Origin of the sequence: Nostoc sp. 2RC (assembly GCF_014222165.1) — a bacterium.
Taxonomy (GTDB): Bacteria; Cyanobacteriota; Cyanobacteriia; order Cyanobacteriales; family Nostocaceae; genus Nostoc; species Nostoc linckia.
This window is the reverse complement of record NZ_JACKZU010000104.1, coordinates 1-22,489: the sequence shown is the minus strand read 5'-3', so window position 1 is coordinate 22,489 and position 22,489 is coordinate 1. Positions and strand designations below refer to the sequence as shown.

Sequence of the window (22,489 nt, the reverse complement as noted above, 5' to 3'; positions counted from 1 at the left end):
CTATTAACAAGAATATTTTTCAATTTTTATTTATAAAAGCAACAAAATCTATAAATAGCAAATACAAGAGGTAATGATGGCAAACGAACAAATCAAAGTTGAAAAGACTGTAACCATTAACAAACCAGCAGAAGAACTTTACCGATTTTGGCGTAACTTTGAAAATTTACCCCGCTTCATCAAGCATCTTAAAGAAGTAAAGGTGTACGACGATGCGAAAATTCGGTGGATTGTTGAAGGACTCTTAGATAGAACCTTAGAGTGGGATGCAGTCATTGTTGAAGATAAAGAAAACGAAGTAATTGCTTGGGCTTCAGTTCAAAGCGCAGAATTTCAAAACTCAGGTGTAGTTCAATTTAAGCCAGCACCAGGTAATCGTGGTACTGAGGTGAAAGTAGTTAGGAAATATAACCCGCCTGGTGGTGTGATTGGAAATGTGATTGCTAAACTTTTTGGTGAAGACCCAAAACACAATCTTACAGAAGATTTACGCCACTTTAAAATGCTCATGGAAGCAGGAGAAATTGCCACAACAGAAGGTCAACCAAGAGGTCAAGGCTAAATATTTAGGGGTTTCCAAGTAAAAAAATATTTCACAGAAGACTGTTAACTGTTGACAGTTGACAGTTGACAGTCAGTAATCAACGACCCCAAGGGCAATAATTTATTTTTTGGAGTTACCTTATAGGACTTAGGCAAAAATTCTCTGAAATTCTTATTTATTTATGTCCTTTGAGGTTTCTTTTTTCATGATTTTACGTAAGTTCTGATTTAATACAAAAGAGGAAAAACAATGAAAGCAGTTTGTTGGAACGGCGCTAAAGATATGCGGGTCGAAACAGTACCGGATCCAAAAATTCTGAATCCGCGTGATGCTATTGTTAAAATCACTACAACTGCAATTTGTGGTTCTGATTTACATATCTATAATGGCTACATCCCCACAATGGAAAAAGGGGATATCGTTGGTCATGAATTCATGGGCGAAGTTGTTGAACTGGGTAGCGGTGTCAAGAATTTAAAAATAGGCGATCGCGTCATCGTACCATTTCCCATTTCCTGCGGTCACTGCTATTTCTGCCAGCAAGACCTCTGGTCGCTGTGCGATAACTCCAACCCCAACGCTTGGTTAGCAGAAAAACTCATGGGTTATTCTCCATCTGGTCTTTTTGGCTACTCTCACATGCTCGGTGGTTACGCAGGAGGTCAAGCCGAATACGCCCGCGTTCCCTTTGCTGATGTCGGTTTGTTCAAAATTCCTGATTTCCTCAAAGACGAACAAGTACTATTTCTTACAGATATCTTTCCCACCGGTTATATGGCAGCTGAAAACTGTAATATTCAGCCTGGTGATACTGTGGCAATCTGGGGTTGTGGCCCAGTGGGACAATTCGCCATTCACAGTGCTTATATTCTTGGTGCTGAACGTGTCATAGCCATCGATCGAATTCCCGAACGCCTACAGTTAGTGGAAAAGTACACCAATGCCGAAACACTTAACTATGAGAAGGTCGATGTTGGAGAAGCCCTCAAAGAAATGACGGGTGGTCGTGGGCCGGATGCTTGTATTGACGCTGTGGGAATGGAAGCACACGGTGTAGATTTAGAATATTTGTATGACCAAGTGAAGCAAGCAGTACGTTTAGAAACAGATCGACCAATTGTCCTCAGACAAATGCTAGTAGCTTGCCGTAAAGGCGGTCACGTTTCAATTCCTGGTGTTTATGTCGGTTTTATAGACAAAATGCCAATGGGTGCTGCCATGAACAAAGCCTTAACATTCAAAATGGGACAAACCCACGTTCATAAGTATTTACCCACGTTACTAGATCACATCCAAAACGGTAAGATAGACCCGTCTTTTGTCATCACCCATACTCTACCCTTAGAGCAAGCACCGCAGGGCTACGAAATTTTCAATGAAAGGAAAGACAACTGTATTAAAGTTGTGCTTAAACCGTGAATTGGGCATTGGGCATTGAGATGCGAATAACTGTTGACCGTTGACGGTTCACGGTCAACAGTCAACAGTCAACAATCAACCACCTAAACCTATTATTTATTCTTTCCACTTCCCTTATTTAGTCACGAACGATCGCCAAACCCAAAGCTTTGTAAGAAGTTAGTATGCGATCGGATACAGTTGGTGCAGTTACAAGGTAAGTAATTGCATGAATCGATTCCACAACATAAGGAGCAGCAGTATCTAACTTTTCCTCTGTGGCTAATGCAACTACCTCAGCTGCTCCAGCAATCATCGCTCGTTTGACATGGGCTTCGTCTAAGTTCTGTACGCTAATGCCAAATTCCGGATGTACGCTGCATACTCCCAACATGCACAAATCTGCACGAATCATCCGTAATGACTCAACTGTTGTAGTACCGACGTTGACCAAGGCTTTTTTGTAGAGCTTTCCGCCTAACATTACAACTTCTACATGGGGATGTTCTGCTAAGGCAACAGCAATGGGAGGACTATTTGTAACAATTGTCGCCTGCAAATCCAAAGGCAAATGACGGGCTACTTGGAGAGTTGTGGTGCCTCCATCTAAAATTACCACCTGCCCTGTAGAGACCAATTTAGCAGCTGCACGGGCGATCGCTTCCTTTTCTTTGGGTGCTTGCTTTTGGCGATCGGCATAAGAGGCGATGGCTGGCGAAATCAGAAGTGCGCCTCCATGAACTCGCTGCAAAAACCCTGATTCGGCTAATTCCCGCAAATCCCGGCGAATCGTATCCTCCGAAACCTTCAAAACCGCACTCAATTCTGATGACAGCACCTTTTTGTCACGACGCAGAATCTCCATAATAAATTGCCGTCGCTCCGCAGTTAGCATAATTGACTTTCCTGAAATTGCACATTTAATCTTGAAATTGCACGTTTGTGAGTTTATACTCATAGATATGCAGGTTCATGCATGTTTATCGCCATCTTCAAATAAATTCAAGCACATTCGTGCAAGCGAGATTTAACAATCTTAGCTTGTTGATAGTGGCTTGTTGATAGTCAATAAACGCTGCTTTGGGATTGGGAGATGGGGTGCTCTTAAGGCAGGGGAAAAGGTTAAGGGAAAAGGGAAAAGGAATAAATTTAATCTTTCCCCCTTCCCCCTTACCCCTTTCCCTTTCCCCATACCCTGTTTGCCCAATGCCCAATACCCTTAAAATCCCAGGAATAAATTATGACTTTTACCAACATTCAATTTCCCATTGATTTGAGTGCTTACAAACGAGTAATTCTCGATCTGACAAATCCAACTCTTACCTTGGAGCAACGAGAGAACCTCAAAGCTAATATTCAATTGTGCCGTGATGCGATCGTGTTTTTTACAGCCACCGGAGCTGCTAGAGGGGTGGGTGGCCATACTGGGGGGCCTTATGACACAGTACCAGAGGCGATTGTACTTGATGCCTTGTTTCGGTCAGTATCCGATAAGTTTGTGCCGATTTTCTTTGATGAGGCCGGACATCGAGTTGCAACTCAGTATTTGATGGCAACTTTGCACGGTGACTTACCAAGCGAGCAACTCCTACACTATCGCCAAGCACATTCCCACTTACCAGGACACCCGGAATTAGGGTTAACTCCCGGTGTCAAGTTTAGTTCTGGACGATTGGGACATATGTGGCCTTACGTCAATGGTGTCGCAATGGCAAATCCAGGTAAAGTGGTTTTCTGTCTTGGTTCCGATGGTTCCCAGCAAGAAGGCAATGATGCTGAAGCTGCTCGCTTAGCTGTTGCTCAGCATCTTAATGTCAAGCTCATCATTGATGATAACGATGTGACCATCGCCGGACATCCTTCAAAGTATCTGTCTGGTTTTAGTGTTGCCAAAACCTTACAAGGGCATGGATTGAGGATACTCGAAGGAAATGGGGAAGATATAGACGACCTATACCATCGTATTTACGAGGCTGTAAATACTCCAGGGCCAATTGCCATCATCAATAAACGCCCCATGTGCCCTGGTATTACAGGGTTAGAAGGCTCTACTCACGGTCACGATGTAATTTCTGTAGAGTTAGCTATTCAATATCTCGAATCACGCGGACAAACTGCTGCTGTTGAGTACATCAAGAGTATTCAAAAACCAAAACAAACCTACACTTTTCTTGGCTCCAGTAATAAATGGGATGCTAATCGCAACGTGTTCGGCGATGCGGTGGTTGCTGTGTTAAGTCACCTCAGTGAAGTAGAGCGCAAGGAAAATGTCAGAGTCATCGATAGCGATCTTGAAGGCTCGTGTGGTTTGAAGAAAATTCACGATGCATACCCGGAAATTTTTATCTCCTCTGGCATTATGGAGCGGGGGAATTTTTCTGCCGCAGCGGGATTTGGCATGGAATCAGGGAAACAAGGTATTTTCGCAACCTTTAGCGCTTTCTTAGAAATGTGTATCTCTGAGATTACGATGGCGCGGTTGAACTACTCAAATATACTTTGTCACTTTTCCCATGCAGGTATCGATGATATGGCGGATAACACCTGCCATTTCGGTTTGAATAATATGTTTGCGGACAATGGTTTAGATGATGGCTACCAAACACGTCTTTACTTTCCATCTGATGCTAATCAGATGAAAGCCTGTGTAGAATCTGTGTTCTTTGAACCTGGACTGCGGTTTATTTTCTCCACCCGTTCTAAAGTGCCATTAATTCTCGACAAAAATGGCGATGAATTTTTTGGTAGTGACTATAAATTTGTTCCTGGTAAAGATGAAATAATTCGGGAAGGAACGCAAGGCTACATTGTGAGCTTTGGTGATGCTCTATATCGTGCCCTGGATGCAGTTGAGCGCCTCAAGCAAGAAGGTCTAGATGTAGGTTTAATTAACAAACCAACTTTAAACGTTATTGATGAAGAGATGATGACAAAAATCGGTAATGCCCCTTTTGTACTTGTGGTGGAGTCGTTTAATCGTCGAACTGGATTAGGTAGCCGTTTTGGTAGTTGGTTATTAGAGCGTGGCTTAACTCCCAAATACGCTTATCTTGGTACTCATCAAGAAGGTTGCGGTGGTTTGTGGGAGCAATTTCCACATCAAGGAATTGACCCAGTGAGTATTATCAACAAGGTTAAAAATTTAGTCGAATAATTTTTCCAAGACAACAGCTAACAGTTGGATACCCCAGACCTAAATTAAGATAATTTGCAACAGATACCGGAGTTTTAAAAAAATCCGGTATCTTAGAGTTTGTTGAAAAAATAAATTGAGGGAATATAATATGAAAAATTATTCCTAAGTATAAATGCATGATAGAAATTGTACTATTAAATTCTTTTTTACTACTTTCTCAAGCACCCACACCAGAACGAAAATTTATTGAGTTGAAAAATCAATTAGAAAAATTTGGGTTTCAAGTAATAATTCAGCTACCTCCTAAGCGCGGTGCTTATGGATTATTACAGGAAACTACCAAAAAAATTTGGATTAATCCAGTAGTATTTGACCTACAAATCGGTACTCAAACCATAATTCACGAAGCTGTTCATGCTGCACAAGTATGTGCGGGAAAAGGAAAAATAAAAACTTTAGGTTTAGACATTCAGCCTATCAATTATGCTCGACCGTTTTTTATGCACTATACGGATATCCACAGGCAAGATTTAGAAAGAGAAGCTTATGCAGTGCAAACTCAACCTCATAGTTTTGAACTGGTTATGTCTCTTCTTCAAAAACATTGTAAATAATTAGGGACTTCCAAGTAAAAAATATTTCATAGAAGACTGTTAACTGTTGACCGTTGACCGTTGACCGTTGATAGTCAGCAGTCAAGGCTTCGACTCCCCTGAGCCTTGACCCTGAGCGAAGTTGAAGGGTCAACAGTCAACAGCAGCAAGATTTCACAAATGATTTAGGACTGCTATATATAGGAATCCTATTTGATTTTTGAACAAAATTCCGTACACTTTCACCCTTTTATACTCTGTTGCCTATTGCCTATTGCTTCTTGTCTGCCTATACAGTTCATTAATCAAATCGGACTGCTATATAAATACTGCTTTTACTGCCAAGCCAGGGAGAAAATTTGCAATTCTGGTTCACTTAGCATTAAAGTCAGTGGAGAGCGATCGCACTCATGAGTATTTTGTGAAATCCTATCAAAGAATATGGGATTTGGCGCTGGCTGTTGGTCTTTGAGGGTTTTATTAAATTTAATTAGCAATTAGCTATATTACTAATAAACTATTAAATAACTATTGTGCTGAGCATTAAATCAACCTATGCCAAAAACTAAGTCACCCAAAGCCGATCCAGCTGTTCTCGTGGCGGTTTCTGGTTTCTTTAAGGTTTTATCAGAAGCAAGCCGATTACAAATTTTGAGCTGTCTGAGGTCGGGGGCAATGAATGTGATGGAAATTGCCGAGGCCACTGGTTTAGGACAGGCAAATTTATCTAAGCATTTGAAAGTGTTAACTCAGGCTGGAATTTTATCTCGTCAGCCTAGAGGTACCAGTGCTTATTACGAGATTGTCGATCCAATGATTTTCGAGCTTTGTGAATTAGCGTGCGATCGCATTAGCGAACGCATCCAACAGCAGGCTGAAAGCCTAAAAACTCTCCGGGGCAAAACAGCAATTTTTTGAACGAGAAAACACCCTCAAAATCGAGGGTGGTAGTAGAATCATGAGCCATTAAGTCAAAAACTAGCTAATTACAGGAGCTACAAGATTTTTTAGCTAGAAGCCCCTAGACCGTTCTCAACCAACAATTAACACTGAGGTGCTAAAATTACTCAACAGTTATTTAGTTAACCAAGGAAATATATTTTAATGACCTCTATCTTACATCCCCTACGGATTGGCAAACACATTGTCCAGTATCCCATTGTTCAAGGTGCAATGGCAGTGGGAGTATCGGGTGCAAAGCTGGCTGGAGCAGTTGCCAACGCAGGAGGAGTAGGTGTCATTGCCTCATTGGGGCTGGGGTTGCATTCTCCTGACTTTCACCAACGCAAACGCAATAGCTTTTTTGCAGCCAATCGACTTGCTTTGATAGATGAACTCACCAAAGCCCGGAACATTAGTCCTGATGGAGTCATGGCGGTGAATATTCTTGTTGCAACAAAAGATTATCCTGTGTTGGCTCAGACAGCAGCTGCCCAAGGAGCAAATTTGATTATTACCGGAGCAGGAGTGCCTGTTTGTTTACCAGAGTACACCGCAGACTATCCCGATGTGGCATTGGTACCAAGCGTATCTAACTTGTTTTCAGCCCAGTTAATTTGCCAAACTTGGCAACGTCAATATAATCGACTACCAGATGCCTTGATTGTGGAAAATTGCCAGCAAGTGGGAGGGCATTTCAGCCAGTGCGAAGATGTGAACTCTCCAGGATTCTCCATAGAGTCTGTGATTTTTCAGTTGCGGCAGTATTGCGAGGAACAGTTGGGCGTCAAGATACCGCTGATTGTCGCGGGGGGAATTGGCGATCGCACCGACATCGATAAAATGTTAGCAGTTGGGGCAGATGGCGTGCAAATCGGTACTCGCTTCATTACCACAGAAGAATGCGATGCCCATCGACGTTATAAAGATTATCATCTCCAAGCCTCTGCCGCAGATATTGTAACTGTGCCCAGCCCTGTAGGCAAACCCAGTCGTGCTTTACGTAATTCCTTTGCAGAGCAGGCAATGACTCACTCATCAACAACACTAGAACGGCGATGTATTGCCAATTGTTTAGAAACGTGCTTGTGTCGAGACACTGGCAAAACTTATTGTCTTTTACAAGCTCTTTCTAAAGCTGCCCTTGGGGACGTAGAACATGGTCTAATTTTTTCTGGAGCTAATGTTGGGTACACTGATAGAATCATGTCCGTCACAGAACTGATGGCAGAGTTAACCCAACCTCAAAAACCAATGCACTCAAACATTGTTGTCCAAAGGAAAAACCCGCTTCAGATAAATTAGAGGTCGTAACGATTATGGACGTGGATGAAATTATCAAACGCTATAACGCTGGAGAACGAAGCTTTCAGCGAGTAAATCTCCAAGAAGTAGAGCTCACCAATGCCAATTTCAGAGGTGCAGACTTCAGCAATGCTGATTTGCGACAGACACGGCTGGGTAAAACCAACTTCAATCAAGCATGTCTGCGGGAGGCAAACCTTAGTGAAGCAATCCTCTGGGGAATCGACTTAAGTGAAGCCGACTTGTGTGGCGCGATTTTGCGTGAGGCTGATTTGACTGGTGCAAAGCTGGTTCAGACACGCCTAGACAAAGCCAACTTAATCAAAACTAGTTTGGGTGGTGCTAATTTGAATGGTGCAAAACTCTCTGGTTGTCTGTTAATTCAAGCAGACTTTCGCCCCAGTTCCAATCAACGCACAGATTTGGGATACGCTGTTTTAACTGGGGCAGACTTGAGTTACGCTGACTTGAGAGCAGTTTCACTGCATCATGCCAACTTAGATGCGGCAAAGTTGTGTCGGGCAAATTTGAGCCACACAACATTGTGGGGAGATTTGGCAACAGATCTCAGTCAAGCAAGTTTGCAAAAAGCAGACTTGAGCTATGCAGATCTTAGTGGTGCGATTCTGCGAAAAGCTAATTTGCAAGGAGCAGACTTAACAGGGGCAATTCTCACTGACGTTGATTTCCAAGGTGCAATCATGCCTGATGGTACAGTTCATGATTGAGGATGAGCGATCGCCAAGAACAACAATATCATGTCCGGTTGAAAACTTATCATTCAGGAAGCAGCCAAGAAGCTTTTGGGATTTTGCTAAAGATGCGGTAATCATCAGTAGACCTATGAGCAAAAGTAACTTTTGCAAGAGGGGGAAAGGGACTCATCTTTATTGGGAAAAGGGTTTTTATTTGCCCTTTCCCCTTTACCCCTTACCCTTTTCCCCACTTCTCTTTGAAGTCTAGTGATTAGCCGGATACGATATCACATGCAAGTGCGTTGGCTAAAAAACCTAGCCTAGATTTACCCAAAATTGTTGGGTATGGTTGTGGTGTTCATGTTATAAAATTTGCTTGAACAAACCTGAAATTGTTGGAAGCCCTAAGTGCTTTATTCCACGCCATTACTAAGTATCTGTATATTAAAGTTTGTCTAAAGTTCAGACCATTGCTTGTTTCCAAAACTTTGTATTTTGGGACATTAGTCTATTATCAATTTTGATCGGTGTTCCAATTCAGATATTATCTCTGTTTATCAGAAGATTTAAATCTTTACGGCAATAGTGTATTGGTAAAAGTAATAATACTGATAATTTACGCTACATACTATCAGTACTTTAAAATCTATACTAAATTTTTACAATAAAACTCAGCACTCGGATATTAACTTTATAATATTTTTCTTAAAAATATTGTTAAATGAAAGGTGCAAAAAAAGGCAGGAGGATAGGATTCAAAAAATATATAAGTCATTCACAATACCATAAATAATGTTCCCAAATAACTTGCTTGATGCTGAAATATATTTTCGGCTATGTGTGCTGTCTTAAATTAAATAGCACAAAATATTAAAACAATTTTTATCTGACCTTAACTACAAATCAGCCGAAAATGCAACATCATGAAGACTGATTTTTGAGATAAAAATTAATTTACAGACTGTTTTGGGGTAGATAACAACCAACAAATAACAGGGAACAGCGATGGAAAGGTTTAGTTGTGGGTCGGAGCTACAGTTTAAAAAAAGATGTTTTTACTAGACGAAAAGCGCGATTCTAAACGGTGTCCTTGTGACCATGCCATGCTGAAAAAAGTGGGTTTTCCTGTTAATAGTTCCTGTTGTCTCTGAACTATCAGATAGCATCATCCAATAATTTTGAATTGAGGATTTCACAATTACTACACTTGAGTGATACTAATGCAACTCTATACACCTATTGAAATTCAACAACTCCAGGAAAACGAAGACCTTCCTTACTTAAATCAAATTTTAGAGTGGGTGAAAACTTTTTTAGGAAAACCCCATCCGCTTTTAGGCAGACCGGGTGCAGTTTGTCCTTTTGTACCTCACTCTATAAGAACTAACAGTATTCGTTTGGCAGTTATTCGTAGCAAAGACTTGTATCCAGAACAAATAGAAAATCTTGTCAAACGCTACCGAGATATCTTTCTAGAGATGGATGCTAAAGAACAAGAATCAAGAATTAGTAAAGCTTTTTTATTGATATTTCCTGATATCGATATAGAGGATGCCCCGAAAATCATAGACAGCATACAACAAAAACTTAAACCTTTGTTTGTCGAATCAGGATTAATGATTGGAGAGTTTCATAAACGCAATGAAAGTCCTGGTTTACATAACCCAGACTTCCGTCCACTACGTAGCCCCGTACCATTGTTGGCTATCCGATTTATGGTTGAAGCAGACTTGCCTTTTCTTCAAAGTCCTGTCGATTTACATTTACGCATTAGGTATTTGGAAGCTTATTTAAAGCGGTTTGGCGGTAAATTTACAGATGAAAATAGATTTAAAACTGCCTATCAGGTATTGGCTTTGGCGAAAGCAGAAGTAGAAGCAGCAACCTTAGTGAGTCATTAGAATTTCAATCAACTATGAGTTATCATCTACCTTTGATATAGCGATTCCCACTTCAGTGAGGTAGACAAACTTTTGTTTTTAAAGGCGCAGCGTCGCAGAGTCACACAGAGGTTTGCCCAATAAGATAAGCGAAGTACTCAGTACCTCAGCAGATTAGGAAACGCTATAACTGATAACCAGTGTCAGGCTTGTATTGAATTTTTCCAGAAACAACCTACTGTTTTGGCTATTTATTGTGTATCTTGTGTTCCCTGTTTTCTTCTAAAAATTCTCCATCAAAGATTCCAGTGCGCCACTTCAAACATCACTGAAATCTTGCTTCTGATACCATTTCACTTTATTTATCATAGGAATGAGCGCAGATAAGTAGCTCAACCTAAAAAAACGTCATACGTAGATGTCAATAAATGTAGTAGTTCGCTTTCATAACTTAGCTCTTTAAAGGGGAAAGGTTTTAAATCCCTTACCCTTTACCCCTTTCCCTTTACCCAGCCCGAAAGAAGCGCATTTTTGGATTGGCAGACCACTAGTATCATGGATATTAGTTGAAGTTGAGGGTACAATTTATGTCTGTTGTACATAACAGTGAAATTGCTCGGTTAGTCAAAACTGATTATAATCTCAAAGATTTGCAAAATATTAAATTGCTTCTAGAGGAAAAAGGAACATTTAATTTCCCTATTTTAGACAACGGTCTTTTTCCTGCGGCAAGTGTGGCAGATAAAACTAAATATACGGGATATGCAGCTGTATGGATACGTGATAATGTATACGTCGCCTATTCTCACTATCTTTTTGGAGAGACTTCCATAGTCATTAATAATATTAAATCTTTGTTCCAATACTTTCAAAAACATCAGATTCGTTTTGAAAATATTATTAATGCTCAAGTCACTCCCGATCGAGTGATGGAACGTCCTCACATTCGATTTAATGGAGAAAATTTAGAGGAAATTAATCAGTCTTGGGAACATGCACAAAATGACGCTTTAGGATATTTTTTATGGTTTTGTTGTAAATTAATTAGCGATAAAATTTTAGAGCCAACTCAAGATGAAATTAAAACCTTAGCACTTTTTCCTTTGTATTTTGATGCTGTTTTTTATTGGGAAGATGAAGATAGCGGCCATTGGGAAGAAACTCCGAAAATCGAAGCTTCTAGTATTGGCGTTGTTGTTGCATCTCTTAAGGCTTTCAAACAACTAAAAATAGACTATCCTCATATATTCCAAAACTGTAGATATCAAGATAAACTCGTTACAATCGAACTTTTAGATAATTTAATTCAGAAGGGCATAGATGCACTGAATAAAATCCTACCTTCAGAGTGTGTTCAACAAAATAAAGAAAGGCGATATGATTCGGCTTTACTTTTTTTGATTTATCCTTTGGAAGTTTTGAACGATTCGATGGCTGGGGTTATTCTTGGAGATGTAATTAATAACTTGCAGGGAAAATATGGGATATCTAGATATTTAAATGATTCTTTCTGGTGTCGTGACTATACAGATCTTCCTGAAAGTATACGTACAAGCATATCTACAGAACGAGAGCAGTGGCTAAAAGAAAATCAGCGTGCTTTAAAACAAGGTGAGGAAGCTCAATGGTGTATTTTCGATCCAATTATTTCCACTATATTTGGTATGAAATTTATCAAGACTCAGCGAAAGGAGTTTTTAGAAAAGCAAATATTATATCTAAATCGCTCACTTGGACAAATAACAGCAGAGGATTTTCAACTTGGCGGTTTTAAATGTCCTGAGTTGTACTATCTCGAAAAAGATAATTACGTACCAAATGATGCAACACCACTATTATGGACACAAGCAAATCTGCGTATAGCTTTGAAAATCATGGAAGAAAGTTTAAGGCTAAAATAGTTCAACAATTCTGTCTATCATACAATACGGTTCGGTTAAAGGGGAAAGGTTTCAAATACATCCTTTACCCCTTACCCCTTAACCTTTTCCCAGACCACAAGGGAAGTTCATACTGCTTATCCGAACCGTATTGGTTTATCATAGCCAAGTCCTATTAGTCATTAATCAGTGGTCATTAGTATTACACCTCGGCTTCCCTCGGTGTAAGCCTGAGCAAAGTCGAAGGCTTACTAGATACGATAAATTAAATATAACTACTAATGACTAATGATTAATGACTAATGACTCGAAATCCTCGCTGCGTAAAGCTGGGGAATGAGTTAATAAAGAGCGATCGCCTTTTTCATACCCAAGCAAATTTTTATGGCAAATACTATTTTAATCACGGATTCTCTAGTTCCCGATCCTATACCCAAACCAAGTATTATTCGTTTAGAAAATATATATAAAGTCTATGGCACTGGTGAAACTGAAGTCAAAGCACTCAACGATGTGAATTTGACTATCCACGAAGGCGAATATTGTTCAATTATGGGGCCTTCTGGTTCTGGTAAATCTACAGCCATGAATATTATCGGCTGTCTAGACCGACCTACAGGCGGTCATTATTACTTAGATAATATTGATGTGGCGCAAATGGACGATAAATCCTTAGCACACATCCGGAATAAAAAACTGGGTTTTGTGTTCCAGCAATTCCATTTATTACCCCAACTTACAGCATTAGAAAATGTGATGCTGCCAATGGTATATGCTAACGTCAATCCCAAAGAAAGGAGCGATCGCGCCACAGAAGCACTGACACGAGTCGGTTTAGCAAAACGCCTCAACAACAAACCAACCCAACTATCAGGGGGACAACAACAAAGGGTAGCGATCGCCCGTGCCATTGTCAACCGTCCCGTAGTCCTCCTGGCCGATGAACCCACCGGCGCACTTGATTCTCGCACAACCCAAGAAGTTTTAGACATCTTTAGCGAACTCAACGCCAGTGGAATCACCGTTGTTATGGTTACCCACGAACCAGAAGTAGCGCGTCAAACTCACCGCATCGTTTGGTTCCGCGATGGCCAAGTAGTACACTCTAACTTGACTTCATCTGACTTAACTCAGCTGGTAATGTCTTGATAAAGCTGTGAGTGTTGACTGCTGAGTGTCAACACTCAACAGTCAACAGTTATCAAATTAACTTACAAACTCGGCGTTTTACCAGTTTGTGCTTGTGTTTCAATAGGCTTAACATCGGTGTAACCCATTTCACCGGCTATTGTCCGGAACACCGATATTTGCTCATCAAAATCTAGTGCTTCAATTTGGGAAAGTAAATCATTAATCGCTTTACTTGGCTTGTAGCTAGCTGGTAAACCAACAACTTTATCACCCATAGCTACTGCCCAAGCATACCAAACTAACAACTGATTGTTTTCTTTAATGGCTCCATAAGCGCGGGAATATTCTGTATCTTTGCGGTTAACTATATCCCGCATAATTTCCAATTGCTCGTCATCTGATAAATCAAAATAATCTCCTAGCAACTTTGGTGCTAATTCCGGATCGGTAGCGGCGGGAGCAGCTGGGGGAATGGAATCACCCATTTTTTTATAAACAAGATAGAACCAAGCTAATTTGGCGTCGGTATCTAATGCATTAAACGCATCTACCACTTTTTGAGTTTCATTGCTTTGAGCTTGAGAAATATTTTTATCGTAACTTGTAGTCATAACTTTTCTCCAACACAATTTAATTAATAGGCCAAACTAGAAGTTACTAAAGTTTGAACGTCAGACTCTACTATCAATAGAAAGAGTTCAATTAACTATTAAATTTAAGATTAATCTATCTTTTAATAGAGGTAAAAATCTCTCGCAAGAAAGTAATAAATTAGTGAATTACTTTGCTAGCATTGCTCCAGCAATAAAAATTTACTTAAGGTTTTAATTATGCCAGATGAAATTAAACCCAATGTTAATGAAGCTCCCACCCATGATGCTCAATTAGCAGCTGAAAACATCGCTAGCGGTGAAGAAAAAGCCCCAAAAGTGGATTTTGAAGCTGATTATGCAGCTGCACAACAATTCAGCGTTAGTGAAGTTGACCGCACAGGTGAAGGCGCAGCAGTAGCCGAAGCTGCAACTGCTCCCAAACAAAAAGTCCCTGAAGCAAAAGAAATCAAAACACAAACCCAGTCAACTGGTAATCCCGATGATTATAAAGAGTTGGCTAAGGAAGTTGGAAATTCCAAAACTGAAAGTGTAACTAGCGTTGATGACAATTTGGTAGAAAAGGCTTTAGAAAAAGGTCAGCCGAAAAAATAAGTTTTTCTCATCCTAAATCTATTATGTGGAGACGTTGCATTGTAACGTCTCTACATTTTGAATTTTCATTTCATCACTTCTAGTAACTCGCTAGGTTTATGAATCAAATAATCTGGATTTTGCTTAGCGAGTACTTCTGATGAATTAAAACCCCAAGTCACTGCAATTACTTGGATATTTGCTTTTTTTGATGCTTCTATGTCTCTCGTTTCATCTCCTACATAAATTACATCTTGGGGCTTTAGTTGTTTTTGCTTCAATACATTATTAATAATAGTTGTTTTACCAAAAATTGTAATTCCTGAATATATAAAATCAAATAAGCGATCTAAACCATTAATTTGGAGAAATTGTGTAACATTTTCTTTGGAGTTAGAAGTAATAATTCCCAGTTTGTATCCTTGAGCTTGGAGTTCTACCAATGCTTCCTGAATTCCAGGAATAGGCTTTAATTCGGGGATTTTGTTTTTTAATTCTCCTTTCACTTTTTTAACTAAAAAAGGTATTTTAAACAGCGAAACTCCAGAGTATTTAATAATTTCTCTGGATGTTAAGTTTTTGAGTAAAGCTAATTGGTCTGGGGTTATTTGGATATAACCAAAGTCTACAGCTAGACGATTAGCAATACTGACAAGGGCGTCTACTGTATCAGCAATTGTGCCATCAAAATCAAAAATAATTACTTTTTGAGTCATCTTTCGCTTAGATGCGTCAAGATTAGCTTGAGCGTTGCGTCGTAACATTTCTGGCTTAATCCGTCGTAAAGCGGATGCTGGAAATCGTTTATTCCAGTCTCCATAAGAGATTTGGGCTAACTCTAGCAGTCGGGGAGCAAGATTCTGAGGATAGGGCGCAAACTCCGCGATATCAGTATTCTTCGCAAAACGTTGATTCCAAGGACAAACATCTTGGCAGATATCGCAACCAGCAACCCAGCCTTGCAAATGGGGTGTAAGTGTTTGTGGCAATTCTTCTGCCCGATTTTCAATTGTATGATAAGCAATGCAGCGATTGGCATCCACCACAAAAGGCTCAGTAATTGCATCGGTGGGACATGCTTGAAGACAACGAGTACAACTACCGCAGTGTTCTGTATGGGGGCGATCGCTTTCTAGTTGCAAATTGGTTAACACTTCTCCCAAAAATACCCAAGAACCATACTCGCGTGTAATCACATTACCATTTTTGGCAATCCAACCAATTCCCGCTTTTTGTGCCCAGACTTTATCTTGCACTGGGCCTGTATCTGCATAATAAATCGCTTGTATATTTTCATCCAGTGATTCTAACCAGGTGGCTAGCTGCTTGAGTTTTTTATGCATTACCTTGTGATAATCCCTTCCCCAGCCATAACGAGAAATTTTGCCGTATTCTTCCCCTTGGGGACGTTGATATGCTGTGTAATAATTCAGCGCTACACAAACAAGCGATCGCACTTCTGGCATCACTAACCTAATATCCTGGCGCTTTGGGTTACTCATCCATTCCATATCAGCGTGATAACCCAGCGCTAGCCATGCTTTCAACCTCTGTGCTTCTGTAACATCTACCTTGTCCACAGCAGCAATTCCAACTTTGTGAAAGCCCAACTCGCTGGCTTTTTCTTTGACGACGCTGCTGCTGGTTACGGAAGAGTAATTCATTGTTTTATATTTGAATTTGCCTAACTACAGGCATAATTATTATACATTAATGTAGTCATTTTTTTGATAAATATTTGTGACTTGTTTTACATTCAGATCATTGTTAATTGTTGACTGATGACCGCGATCAACGGTCAACAGTCAACAAATCCACCATCAGAAAGATTTAAACGTATGTAGCAACTATCTCAATAGTGGCTTTTTTTTTAAGGATTTTTGTAATCAAATTAATATTTAGCTAATGTAATATAGGCAATTTTATGACCTCTGCGGAAATATCCCCAGTACAGCTGCAAACAGAATTGCAAATTCCAGGAATTACACAAACAAGTGTAATGCGTTATTTTGAAACATTGAATGCGGGAGACTTTGAGCAAACTGCGGCTTTATTTACCGAGGACGGTGTGATGCGTCCACCGCTGGAATCTGATATTGTGGGACGTGATGCGATCGCAGCTTACTTAAAGCAAGAAGCCCAAAACATTAAAGCTTACCCCAATACAGGAATAAGCGACACATTGGAAAACACTACCATCCAAGTCCAAGTGACAGGTAAGGCCCAAACTTCTTGGTGTGGCGTCAATGTCTTGTGGACATTTATCCTCAACCAACAACAGCAAATTTTATATACTAGAATCAAACTTTTAGCTTCACCTCAAGAGTTACTATCTTTACGCCCTCAAAAATAGTAAGTATAGCAGGCAACAGACAATAGGCAACAAGTCCATGAACTCATGTCCTAAACTATAGCTCTAACTGCCAACTCATTTGACTAATTCGGGTAAAGTAGCTTCTAACTTGAGACAGTTAGCGCCATTAATTTGTAACTTGTAGTCTACTTTATCCATCAGACGATTCATAATCAACCAACCATAACCACCTTCTTGTTTTTCAACAGGGTCAGGAGCATAGTAGGTAGACATATCAAAGCCTTCACCATAATCCCAAACTTCTAGAGCCAAGTCTCGGTCTTTGAGTTCCAAACGCAGTAATATGGGCAAATTTGGTTTGTCCCTATGGGCGTGACGTACTGCGTTTGAGTAGGCTTCCACTAAAGCCAATCTCAAACGACTTGATTGGCGCGACCAATCTACCGAGTCTCCTAGCTGAATTTTCAAACATCCCAACAACCAGTTCTCAACAATATTGAGAAAATTCAAATCACTTGGTACATGAAGCTCACTTTTCATTACTTACAAAATCTCCAGCGAGAGTATAGTTTGATCGTCTTCTTGGACGTAGTTATCTGCCTGTATGCGAGCTACTAAATGGTTCAGAGAAAGCGGTTTTTCCTCTTTTTGTAAGAGTTGCCAAAGGCCATCTTGATTCAGCATAGAACGTTCAACAGGCTCAACGCCAGACACGGTTTTTACTAAATTAGATGAATTATTAAATACCATTGCTTCCGTAATACCATCACTAGTTAGTAACAGTGTGTCTCCAGGAGCGAGAACCAAGCTACAAGACTGTCCTTGCCATTTGGGCAATATCCCCAAGGGAACGCTGCGGACTTTGAGGTAATTGGGATTGTCGGCTGATGCTGCTTTGTGTGACCATAAAAGTGGATAAATGTGACCAGCATTAGTGTAGATGAGTTCCCTAGTACTAGGGGTATAACAAGCTAACACAAGAGTGATGAAATAATTATTGCTAATTAAGTCTTCACTCAAAGCGTGGTTGAGGTTCTGCATAACCACATTTGGCGCTGCTGGGGCTTCTTGAGATAATTCCCGGCGCAAGACGGAAATAACACTAGCCATAAATAAAGCAGCTGGAACGCCTTTGCCAGAAACGTCACCCACAGCCAACCACAAATCGCCTTTGGGATGGACAAAAACTTCAAAAAAGTCTCCTCCTACTTCCCGCGCGGGGTAGCAGCAGGCTTGTACTTTCACACCTTTGATATCAGGTAAACTTTGGCGGAGCAGGTTGTATTGAATTTGGCGAGCCACTTCTAACTCATTGTGAATCTGCTGTTGTTTTTCCTGGAGGCGCTGGTAGAGTTTTGCTTGGGAAAGAGCTAAAGCTGCTTGTTCGGCCACACCTGCAATCAGTTGGATGTCTTCTTCTTCCCAAGGACGATGGCGTCCCCATTGATGGAGAGTCAACACAGCCACCAGATGTTGCTGATAGCTAAGCGGTACAACCAGATGATGACAAGGGTTACCGTCGTATATTTCTTGAGCAAGTTCGTAATGACGGGTTTGCAGAACTTTTTCAATTAAAGGAGTCGAGTCGAAGGCGCAATCCAACACATCAGATTGAGAATCGTAGTATGAAAACAACTCCGATGTTAAGCGATCGCCTTCTGTTGGTCTGAGCATACAACTAGTAGCTTCAAAGGTTTGTCCAATGGTTGCTACAGTCTTTTGCAGCATACTGTCGTAGTCTAAAGATTCTCGAATTGCCGTTGTCACTGCATTGAACAAAGATTCTCGGCGTAAAGCCCGACGTAACTCTTGGGTGCGCTTCTTCACTAAGCGGTATGTATCGGTGGCTTGTTCCACTAACGCCCTGAGTCGCTCTGGATTCCAGGGTTTGGTGATGTACTTGAACACCTGACCGGAGTTAATCGCATCTACCAAATCTTCGACATCGGTAAAACCAGTTAACAAAATCCGAATCGTGTCCGGAAATCGTTCCACCGTGCGACTAAAAAATTCGCTCCCACTCATTTCTGGCATTCTTTGGTCAGAAATAATCACAGCCATCTCGCCAACCTTATCCAAGATTTCCAAAGCACCATGAGCATGATTAGCTTTGTACACTTGAAAATCTCGTCTAAAAGTGCGGTAGAGTAAATCTAAGTTGTCTGGCTCATCGTCTACCACCATGAGCTTGAGTTTGTCCACCCCTGTCTCAGCCATATTTGACTTTAATTTTTCAACTATGTTTAGTGGCGAGATAGTCTGATGTTTATCCCACCTGATAACCAACGAAAATTTAGAACTAATCATTCTCAACAGTTATCAGTTATCAGTGTTTGAAACCTTGATAACTGTTTACTGTTAGTTGAATTTAACTTTTATCCCACTAACCCAGAACGCAAGGCGCGGACTGCGGCCTGAGTACGGTCATCGGCACATAGCTTATTCAAAATATTGCGGACGTGAGTTTTAACAGTTCCGACAGTGATGTAAAGCCTTTCCGCAATTACCGCATTGCTACAACCTTCGACAATCAACTGTAACACTTCTAACTCCCTTTCTGTCAGGGTGTAGGGTTCAATTCCTTCCAGATTTTCCGCAAAATCAGGATTAGGGGCAACAGCTTTGGTATCTACAAAAGCCGATTCCGACTTTTGGGGATTTTGTTGCGCTTGTTGTAATACAATTCGAGCGATCGCCGGATCGATCCAGGCGTTGCCATTGTAAGTTACTCGTACTGCTTCCAGCAAATTATCAAATTTGATATCCTTCATACAGTAAGAGTCTGCCCCCGCAGCAAAAGCCGCCAATACCGCTTCTCGATTATCCCGCAGTGTCAAAATTAACACCTTTGTGCTTGACTCTTCGTTATTAGTAGTAGATTTTACCTCCCGTGTCAACTCAATGCCATCCTTATCTGGTAAACCAATATCTACTATGGCAATATCTGGTTGTAGCACTTTTAACATTTTCAATCCCTCAGCGGCATTAGCAGCTTCCCCTACAACTTCAATTTCATCTTTTTGTAGTAGTGCTGTCCGAATACCTACGCGAGTCAGGTCATGATCTTCAATCAGAGCAATACGAATTTTACTCATAGCCAACTTCAGCCCGTTACACTACCTTAACTGTAAAGTCGAGTTTACTAAAAAGTCTTATCTAGGCACAGATCAAAGGCATCTTCGTATAATGTCACACTTGTTGAGCAACTAATCTTACGTTGAGAAAGAACCCAATCTTGACAATCAAAGGCAGTTGATATTCCCTTAATTATCCAGCAATTCCCCATCTTTTGATAAAGCGTTGACAGTTCACAGTTAACAGTCTTCTATGGAATATTCTTGTACACCCTCATACCCCTATACCCTAAGTCCTATGTACGGTAGATAGTGGTTTTCATCCCTTAGGGTTACCCTCATGACAGAAACCAGACTGGCTCGTGTTAAATTCTTCTTTGATAAAAATATTTGATAAACTTAACATTCAAGGAAATGTGGTGTGAAATCAATCAAAAATAGGCATATGTCTAAATCGCCTGAAGCATTTTCAGTGTTGGGAATACCAGTTCATGTGATGAGTAATTATCCGGGCTGGTTGTTAGAATGCTTGCAACAAGGCAGAGGAACTCATGTAGTCACCCTCAATGCAGAAATGACTATGCAGGCAGAGCGTAACGAACTTTTAGCTCAGGCCATTCAAAATGCTGAACTGGTGATTCCAGATGGAGCTGGGGTTGTTCTGTATTTACGCTGGTTATTATGGCAAAAAGTACAGCGTTGTCCAGGAATTGAATTATCAGAAAAGCTTTTGCAACAACTTGGACAACATAAGACAGGAGCAAAAGTATTTTTTTATGGCGCTGCACCTGGAGTGGCTGCAAAAGCAGCAGAGTTTTGGCAACAGCAAATTCCAGATTTGAACTTAGTAGGTACTCACTCAGGTTACCATTCCCCACAAGAAGAAGCACAATTGCAACAAACTCTTGCCGAATTGCAGCCACAAGTGATTTTTGTAGGTCTAGGAGTGCCGCGTCAAGAATTATGGATTGCCCAAAATCGCCATTTGTGCCCCCAAGCAATTTGGATTGGCGTTGGTGGCAGTTTTGATATTTGGTCAGGAAGTAAAACTCGCGCTCCTGCTTGGTTAGGAAACAACAATTTGGAATGGCTATATCGGCTATATCAAGAACCTTGGCGTTGGCGGCGGATGTTAGCTTTGCCAGAGTTTGCGATGAAAGCCTTTGTCTATCGCTGGACTACAAAGAGTGCAATTAAGTGCTGAGTGGAGAGTGGGGAGATGAGGGAGATGACGCACAAGGACAGGAGCAAGGGAGAATAATAACTCCGGGTGAGCGAAAAAAGGTGTGGGGAGTGTGGGAAGTGTGGGGAGTGTGGGGAGTGTGGAGGGTAATTTTTTGGATACTTAGCTAGAAATCCCACACAAAATTTCGTTCACCCAATAACTCCCCACTCCCCAGTCACCAGTCAACAGTCAACACTCTAATTCCCCATACCCAATTCCCAGTACTTTTACGTAGCTGATACTAAAATCTTTAACAAATTTTAAATTTCTCTATTACATTTGAAATTCCCAGGCAAAACCTGGGAATTCTGATTTTGAGGAGAATGTCGAATCTAGGTTGGCAAAGTATTTGGTTGTGGGTATGAGGAGAATTTAACAATGCCAGTATTAACAAGTGAAGTTAAGATAGAGAAATCCGTTGATAAACAGCACAGTGAAACTCAACAGCACATTAGCAGTAATGCTAAAAAGGTGCAATTGCAATCTGTAACTAAAACCTATTCCAATGGTTCTCATGCCTTGTTAAATGCGAACCTTGAAGTTAAAAAGGGAGAATTTTTGTTTATCACAGGGCCGAGTGGTTCTGGTAAATCCACGCTTTTGAAACTGCTCTATGGCCAGGAGTTACCCACACAAGGTGAAGTAATTGTTGATGAATGTAATGTAGCAGCTTTAAAGGGCGATCGCTTGTCATTATTGCGGCGACGTATTGGAATTGTGTTTCAGGACTACAAGCTAATTAACCAACGGACAGTAGCAGAAAATGTTACTTTTGTACTCCAAGCTCAAGGCTATACCCGTAAAGAAATTCAACGCCGCTTAGAACCAACTTTAAAGTTAGTGGGTTTACTGAATAAAGCTGACTGTTTTCCAGATCAACTTTCTGGAGGAGAACAACAACGGGTGAGTATTGCCAGGGCGATAGTCAGTACACCACCACTGCTACTAGCTGATGAACCCACAGGAAATCTCGATCCCGATAATTCTTGGCAAGTTATACAAATTCTCCAAAAGTTAAATTCCTTTGGAGCTACGGTAATTGTTACCACCCACGATGAACAATTGGTGCGACGATGCAATCATCCAGTAGTGCAAGTTCGCAATGGAAGGCTGTTTCGTAAATAATAATGGGGCATGGGGTATTGGGAGATGGGGAGATGGGGAGATGGGGAGATGGGGAGACAAGGGAGA

The 22,489-nt window shown here is 40.8% G+C and carries 21 protein-coding genes and 1 pseudogene; 14 read left to right on the top strand and 8 right to left on the bottom strand.

Annotation, left to right across the window (positions count from 1 at the left end; all coding sequences use genetic code 11):
• Positions 1-73 precede the first annotated feature (73 nt).
• On the top strand, positions 74-562 hold the full coding sequence (locus GNE10_RS14175; protein WP_180267496.1) for an SRPBCC family protein: 489 nt from the start codon (positions 74-76) through the stop codon (positions 560-562).
• 231 nt (positions 563-793) lie between these two features.
• Positions 794-1,963, top strand: a complete 1,170-nt coding sequence (locus GNE10_RS14170; protein WP_185565725.1) for a zinc-dependent alcohol dehydrogenase — start codon at positions 794-796, stop codon at positions 1,961-1,963.
• 118 nt (positions 1,964-2,081) lie between these two features.
• Here the strand turns inward: GNE10_RS14170 and GNE10_RS14165 are convergent, their stop codons facing one another.
• Positions 2,082-2,837: a DeoR/GlpR family DNA-binding transcription regulator gene (locus GNE10_RS14165; RefSeq protein ID WP_099070945.1), complete on the bottom strand. Its 756-nt coding sequence runs from the start codon at positions 2,835-2,837 to the stop codon at positions 2,082-2,084.
• 345 nt (positions 2,838-3,182) lie between these two features.
• Here GNE10_RS14165 and GNE10_RS14160 point away from each other — a divergent pair, with 345 nt between their 5' ends.
• Positions 3,183-5,096, top strand: a complete 1,914-nt coding sequence (locus tag GNE10_RS14160; RefSeq protein WP_185565724.1) for a transketolase C-terminal domain-containing protein — start codon at positions 3,183-3,185, stop codon at positions 5,094-5,096.
• 158 nt (positions 5,097-5,254) lie between these two features.
• A complete protein-coding gene (locus tag GNE10_RS14155; RefSeq protein ID WP_099070948.1) occupies positions 5,255-5,692 on the top strand; it encodes a hypothetical protein in 438 nt (145 codons plus the stop codon).
• A 314-nt stretch (positions 5,693-6,006) separates the two neighbouring features.
• Here the strand turns inward: GNE10_RS14155 and GNE10_RS14150 are convergent, their stop codons facing one another.
• Entirely contained in the window at positions 6,007-6,168 is a 162-nt protein-coding gene (locus GNE10_RS14150; protein WP_180267497.1) for a hypothetical protein, read from the bottom strand.
• A gap of 58 nt (positions 6,169-6,226) precedes the next feature.
• Between GNE10_RS14150 and GNE10_RS14145 the strand changes: the two genes are divergently transcribed.
• From GNE10_RS14145 to GNE10_RS14120, 6 genes are all read left to right on the top strand, one after another.
• Positions 6,227-6,589, top strand: a complete 363-nt coding sequence (locus GNE10_RS14145) for a metalloregulator ArsR/SmtB family transcription factor (RefSeq protein ID WP_185565723.1) — start codon at positions 6,227-6,229, stop codon at positions 6,587-6,589.
• A 186-nt stretch (positions 6,590-6,775) separates the two neighbouring features.
• Positions 6,776-7,915 (top strand): nitronate monooxygenase family protein, encoded by a 1,140-nt coding sequence (locus GNE10_RS14140; RefSeq protein ID WP_185565722.1) that lies wholly within the window; start codon positions 6,776-6,778, stop codon positions 7,913-7,915.
• A 14-nt stretch (positions 7,916-7,929) separates the two neighbouring features.
• Entirely contained in the window at positions 7,930-8,643 is a 714-nt protein-coding gene (gene hetL, locus GNE10_RS14135) for a heterocyst differentiation pentapeptide repeat protein HetL (protein ID WP_185565721.1), read from the top strand.
• Positions 8,644-9,830: 1,187 nt separating this feature from the next.
• The gene (locus GNE10_RS14130) at positions 9,831-10,511 is read left to right on the top strand and encodes a DUF6875 domain-containing protein (protein WP_185565720.1); all 681 of its coding nucleotides are present in this window, start codon (positions 9,831-9,833) and stop codon (positions 10,509-10,511) included.
• A gap of 566 nt (positions 10,512-11,077) precedes the next feature.
• The gene (locus GNE10_RS14125) at positions 11,078-12,391 is read left to right on the top strand and encodes a glycoside hydrolase family 15 protein (protein ID WP_185565719.1); all 1,314 of its coding nucleotides are present in this window, start codon (positions 11,078-11,080) and stop codon (positions 12,389-12,391) included.
• Between the two features lie 363 nt (positions 12,392-12,754).
• Positions 12,755-13,519, top strand: coding sequence for an ABC transporter ATP-binding protein (locus tag GNE10_RS14120; RefSeq protein ID WP_221642845.1), 765 nt, complete (start codon positions 12,755-12,757; stop codon positions 13,517-13,519).
• Between the two features lie 62 nt (positions 13,520-13,581).
• Here the strand turns inward: GNE10_RS14120 and GNE10_RS14115 are convergent, their stop codons facing one another.
• Positions 13,582-14,112 (bottom strand): orange carotenoid protein N-terminal domain-containing protein, encoded by a 531-nt coding sequence (locus GNE10_RS14115; RefSeq protein ID WP_185565718.1) that lies wholly within the window; start codon positions 14,110-14,112, stop codon positions 13,582-13,584.
• A gap of 219 nt (positions 14,113-14,331) precedes the next feature.
• Between GNE10_RS14115 and GNE10_RS14110 the strand changes: the two genes are divergently transcribed.
• The gene (locus GNE10_RS14110) at positions 14,332-14,706 is read left to right on the top strand and encodes a hypothetical protein (RefSeq protein ID WP_099070956.1); all 375 of its coding nucleotides are present in this window, start codon (positions 14,332-14,334) and stop codon (positions 14,704-14,706) included.
• A gap of 65 nt (positions 14,707-14,771) precedes the next feature.
• Here GNE10_RS14110 and GNE10_RS35950 read toward each other — a convergent pair whose 3' ends face one another.
• Complete coding sequence (locus GNE10_RS35950; RefSeq protein WP_242062410.1) at positions 14,772-15,401, bottom strand: HAD-IA family hydrolase; 630 nt, start codon at positions 15,399-15,401, stop codon at positions 14,772-14,774.
• A 63-nt stretch (positions 15,402-15,464) separates the two neighbouring features.
• Positions 15,465-16,349, bottom strand: a pseudogene (gene queG / locus GNE10_RS35945) (tRNA epoxyqueuosine(34) reductase QueG); the annotation flags it as partial.
• Between the two features lie 260 nt (positions 16,350-16,609).
• On the opposite strand from queG, the gene GNE10_RS14100 reads away from it, so the two are divergent.
• Positions 16,610-17,038 carry a ketosteroid isomerase family protein gene (locus GNE10_RS14100; protein ID WP_185565716.1) on the top strand — a complete coding sequence of 143 codons (429 nt, stop codon included), beginning with the start codon at positions 16,610-16,612 and terminating at the stop codon, positions 17,036-17,038.
• 75 nt (positions 17,039-17,113) lie between these two features.
• On the opposite strand, the gene GNE10_RS14095 is transcribed toward GNE10_RS14100, so the two are convergent.
• From GNE10_RS14095 to GNE10_RS14085, 3 genes are all read right to left on the bottom strand, one after another.
• Positions 17,114-17,539 carry an anti-sigma regulatory factor gene (locus GNE10_RS14095; RefSeq protein ID WP_099070959.1) on the bottom strand — a complete coding sequence of 142 codons (426 nt, stop codon included), beginning with the start codon at positions 17,537-17,539 and terminating at the stop codon, positions 17,114-17,116.
• 3 nt (positions 17,540-17,542) lie between these two features.
• Complete coding sequence (locus tag GNE10_RS14090) at positions 17,543-19,216, bottom strand: SpoIIE family protein phosphatase (RefSeq protein WP_185565715.1); 1,674 nt, start codon at positions 19,214-19,216, stop codon at positions 17,543-17,545.
• 158 nt (positions 19,217-19,374) lie between these two features.
• A complete protein-coding gene (locus tag GNE10_RS14085) occupies positions 19,375-20,094 on the bottom strand; it encodes a response regulator transcription factor (protein ID WP_099070961.1) in 720 nt (239 codons plus the stop codon).
• A gap of 424 nt (positions 20,095-20,518) precedes the next feature.
• On the opposite strand from GNE10_RS14085, the gene GNE10_RS14080 reads away from it, so the two are divergent.
• Entirely contained in the window at positions 20,519-21,277 is a 759-nt protein-coding gene (locus tag GNE10_RS14080; protein ID WP_185565714.1) for a WecB/TagA/CpsF family glycosyltransferase, read from the top strand.
• 399 nt (positions 21,278-21,676) lie between these two features.
• On the top strand, positions 21,677-22,423 hold the full coding sequence (gene ftsE, locus GNE10_RS14075; RefSeq protein WP_185565713.1) for a cell division ATP-binding protein FtsE: 747 nt from the start codon (positions 21,677-21,679) through the stop codon (positions 22,421-22,423).
• Positions 22,424-22,489 lie beyond the last annotated feature (66 nt).

What these genes read in the sequence shown, in the direction of transcription:
- GNE10_RS14170 (WP_185565725.1), top strand. Translation starts at nt 794, where the DNA reads ATGAAAGCAGTTTGTTGGAACGGCGCTAAAGATATGCGGGTCGAAACA.
- GNE10_RS14175 (WP_180267496.1), top strand. Translation starts at nt 74, where the DNA reads ATGATGGCAAACGAACAAATCAAAGTTGAAAAGACTGTAACCATTAAC.
- GNE10_RS14085 (WP_099070961.1), bottom strand. Translation starts at nt 20,094, where the DNA reads ATGAGTAAAATTCGTATTGCTCTGATTGAAGATCATGACCTGACTCGC.
- GNE10_RS14140 (WP_185565722.1), top strand. Translation starts at nt 6,776, where the DNA reads ATGACCTCTATCTTACATCCCCTACGGATTGGCAAACACATTGTCCAG.
- GNE10_RS14120 (WP_221642845.1), top strand. Translation starts at nt 12,755, where the DNA reads ATGGCAAATACTATTTTAATCACGGATTCTCTAGTTCCCGATCCTATA.
- GNE10_RS14100 (WP_185565716.1), top strand. Translation starts at nt 16,610, where the DNA reads ATGACCTCTGCGGAAATATCCCCAGTACAGCTGCAAACAGAATTGCAA.
- GNE10_RS35950 (WP_242062410.1), bottom strand. Translation starts at nt 15,401, where the DNA reads ATGACTCAAAAAGTAATTATTTTTGATTTTGATGGCACAATTGCTGAT.
- GNE10_RS14145 (WP_185565723.1), top strand. Translation starts at nt 6,227, where the DNA reads ATGCCAAAAACTAAGTCACCCAAAGCCGATCCAGCTGTTCTCGTGGCG.
- GNE10_RS14125 (WP_185565719.1), top strand. Translation starts at nt 11,078, where the DNA reads ATGTCTGTTGTACATAACAGTGAAATTGCTCGGTTAGTCAAAACTGAT.
- GNE10_RS14155 (WP_099070948.1), top strand. Translation starts at nt 5,255, where the DNA reads ATGATAGAAATTGTACTATTAAATTCTTTTTTACTACTTTCTCAAGCA.
- ftsE (WP_185565713.1), top strand. Translation starts at nt 21,677, where the DNA reads ATGCCAGTATTAACAAGTGAAGTTAAGATAGAGAAATCCGTTGATAAA.
- GNE10_RS14090 (WP_185565715.1), bottom strand. Translation starts at nt 19,216, where the DNA reads ATGGCTGAGACAGGGGTGGACAAACTCAAGCTCATGGTGGTAGACGAT.
- GNE10_RS14115 (WP_185565718.1), bottom strand. Translation starts at nt 14,112, where the DNA reads ATGACTACAAGTTACGATAAAAATATTTCTCAAGCTCAAAGCAATGAA.
- GNE10_RS14095 (WP_099070959.1), bottom strand. Translation starts at nt 17,539, where the DNA reads ATGAAAAGTGAGCTTCATGTACCAAGTGATTTGAATTTTCTCAATATT.
- GNE10_RS14110 (WP_099070956.1), top strand. Translation starts at nt 14,332, where the DNA reads ATGCCAGATGAAATTAAACCCAATGTTAATGAAGCTCCCACCCATGAT.
- GNE10_RS14160 (WP_185565724.1), top strand. Translation starts at nt 3,183, where the DNA reads ATGACTTTTACCAACATTCAATTTCCCATTGATTTGAGTGCTTACAAA.
- GNE10_RS14080 (WP_185565714.1), top strand. Translation starts at nt 20,519, where the DNA reads ATGTCTAAATCGCCTGAAGCATTTTCAGTGTTGGGAATACCAGTTCAT.
- GNE10_RS14130 (WP_185565720.1), top strand. Translation starts at nt 9,831, where the DNA reads ATGCAACTCTATACACCTATTGAAATTCAACAACTCCAGGAAAACGAA.
- GNE10_RS14165 (WP_099070945.1), bottom strand. Translation starts at nt 2,837, where the DNA reads ATGCTAACTGCGGAGCGACGGCAATTTATTATGGAGATTCTGCGTCGT.
- hetL (WP_185565721.1), top strand. Translation starts at nt 7,930, where the DNA reads ATGGACGTGGATGAAATTATCAAACGCTATAACGCTGGAGAACGAAGC.